Here is a 2,237-nt window from a genome sequence, read left to right on the forward strand (position 1 = left end):
CGAGAAGGCGGCCTCGTCAAGCCGAACCGCAGGAGCTGACCACTGCTTCAGGACTTTCCTTGATTTGACACCATCATGGCGTCACAATGGTGTCATGCAGCTCAACCAGTACGTGACCGCAGTCCAGAGCCAACTGCATGCGGCCGCCGAAGCCGGCGGACCTGATGCCAAGGCGCTGAGCGAACGCCTCACCGCGGCCATAGAGTCCACGGTGAGGCTGGTCCTTCTTGAAGCGCTCTCCGAGGCAGCCCGCGAGATCACCCTGGAACTCGCCCCCGGCTCCGTGGAGGTCAGGCTCCGCGGCCGGGATCCCGAGTTCGTGGTGGGCAACCCTTCTCCCGCCGGTGACTTTGAAGCGATGATCGAACAATCGATCCAAGGCACCACGTCACCTGTTGACCTCGACGGCGCCAGCACCTCCCGGACGACGCTTCGGCTTCCGGATCACCTCAAGCAGCGGGTTGAAGACGCGGCCGGCCAAGAAGGCGTGTCGGTGAACTCATGGCTGGTCCGGGCTATCGCCGAGGCATTGAACGCCGGCCACGCCGCACCACGGGCAAGAAGCCGGGAACGCGGCGAGCAGAACTTCACAGGATGGGCACGATCATGACAATCTTCCCCACTCCCCTGCCGATCACGGTGGTGCTTGACTCTTCCGTTCGCGCCGACGTCCGGATCATTGCCAGCGACAGGGAGGACACCGGGTTCAACGTCCGGCCCCGCAAGCCAGGCAGGGCAATGGACGTCAAAATGGCCCAGCAGACCACCGCGGACTACTCCGACGGGCGCCTCCAGGTCAGGCTGCACCCTGCGTTCCGCCATACCTGGTTCAGCGACGGAGGTGCAGTGGAGATCACTGTGGAGGTTCCCACTGGCAGCAGCCTGGAATTGAAGTCCGCCATGGGAGACCTCCTCTGCGACGGTACGTTCGGTACTGCAGACCTGAAAACCGATCTGGGCCACATCCGGATCGACCAATGCGGCGAGCTCCGGGCACATACGGACATGGGTGACGTCATGGTGGAACGCGCCTCAGGCAGGTCAAGGATCAAGACCGGCTCGGGCAAGATCCGCATCCGGGACATTGACGGAGTTGTTTCCGTGAAAAACGGCAACGGCAGCACTTACATCTCCCAGGCTTCGGGAACGCTCACGGTCAGCGCAGCCAACGGCGATGTCTCCTTGGAACGGGCAGGCGTGTCCACCACCGTGAAAGCATCCAGCGGTGACATCACCGTGGGCGAGGTGTCCGCCGGGACCCTCACGGTCCAAACGGCTGCGGGCACCCTCAGCGTCGGTGTGCGTCAAGGCACGGCCGCCTGGCTGGACCTCAGCACCAAGTATGGACGGGTAACCAACACCCTCGAGCCCGGCAGCGGACCGGGCGAAAGCAGCACAACAGTGGAGATCCGCGCCCGCAACGCCTATGGCGACATCACAGTGACGCGTTCACCCGCAACAGCGCACGCCTAAGCTACACCGTTGCGAGAGCCCGCTTCCGCCGGGCCTTGGCCAGCCGCGTCCCGATGAGCCCCTGCCGCGGACTGAACAGGTAGACGAACGCGAACACCACACCCTGGGTCAGCACCACCATGGCCCCCGAGGCCGTGTCCAGGTAGTAGCTGAGGTAGATGCCCGCCACGGAGCACACCACGGAGATGACCGGTGCAATGACCAGCATCCGGGAGAACCGGTCCGTCAGCAGGTAGGCCGTGGCACCCGGGATGATGAGCATGGCCACCACAAGGACTACCCCCACAGTCTGCAGCGCCACCACTGAGGTCAAGGCAAGCAACCCCAGCAACAGCGCGCCGAGCCTGCGGGGCGAGAGGCCAATGGCGTGCGCATGCGTGGGATCAAAGGCGTACAGGGTGAGGTCGCGGCGCTTGAGGATCAGGATGGCGAAAGCCACCACGCCGAGGACCACCACCTGGATGAGGTCCGGGACGCTGACACCCAGCAGGTTGCCGAAAATGATGTGGTTCAGGTCTGTTTGGCTGGGCGTCACCGAGATCAGGACCAGGCCCAGCGCGAACAGCGAAGTAAACACTATGCCGATCGCCGCGTCTTCCTTCACCCTGCTGGTGTTGCGGACTACCCCGATCAACGTCACCGCGATCAGGGCGAACACCAGCGCGCCCAGTGCGAACGGCGCACCCACAATGTAGGCGAGTACGACGCCGGGAAGCACCGCGTGCGACACGGCGTCGCCCATGAGGGACCAGCCGATCAGGACG

At 64.2% G+C, this 2,237-nt stretch carries 3 protein-coding genes; 2 read left to right on the forward strand and 1 reads right to left on the reverse strand.

Annotated features, from left to right (window positions below; genetic code table 11):
• Nucleotides 1-94 precede the first annotated feature (94 nt).
• Both HP499_RS23600 and HP499_RS23605 read left to right on the forward strand, forming a co-directional pair.
• Nucleotides 95-610, forward strand: coding sequence for a histidine kinase (locus HP499_RS23600; RefSeq protein WP_172326473.1), 516 nt, complete (start codon nucleotides 95-97; stop codon nucleotides 608-610).
• On the forward strand, nucleotides 607-1,473 hold the full coding sequence (locus HP499_RS23605; RefSeq protein WP_172326474.1) for a DUF4097 family beta strand repeat-containing protein: 867 nt from the start codon (nucleotides 607-609) through the stop codon (nucleotides 1,471-1,473). Before HP499_RS23600 ends, HP499_RS23605 begins: the two co-directional genes overlap by 4 nt.
• Nucleotide 1,474: 1 nt before the next feature.
• On the opposite strand, the gene HP499_RS23610 is transcribed toward HP499_RS23605, so the two are convergent.
• Nucleotides 1,475-2,237 (reverse strand): metal ABC transporter permease (locus HP499_RS23610; RefSeq protein ID WP_172326475.1); only part of this gene is annotated, 763 nt, incomplete at its 5' end.

Origin of the sequence: Paenarthrobacter sp. CM16, from assembly GCF_013179505.1 — a bacterium.
GTDB lineage: Bacteria > Actinomycetota > Actinomycetes > Actinomycetales > Micrococcaceae > Arthrobacter.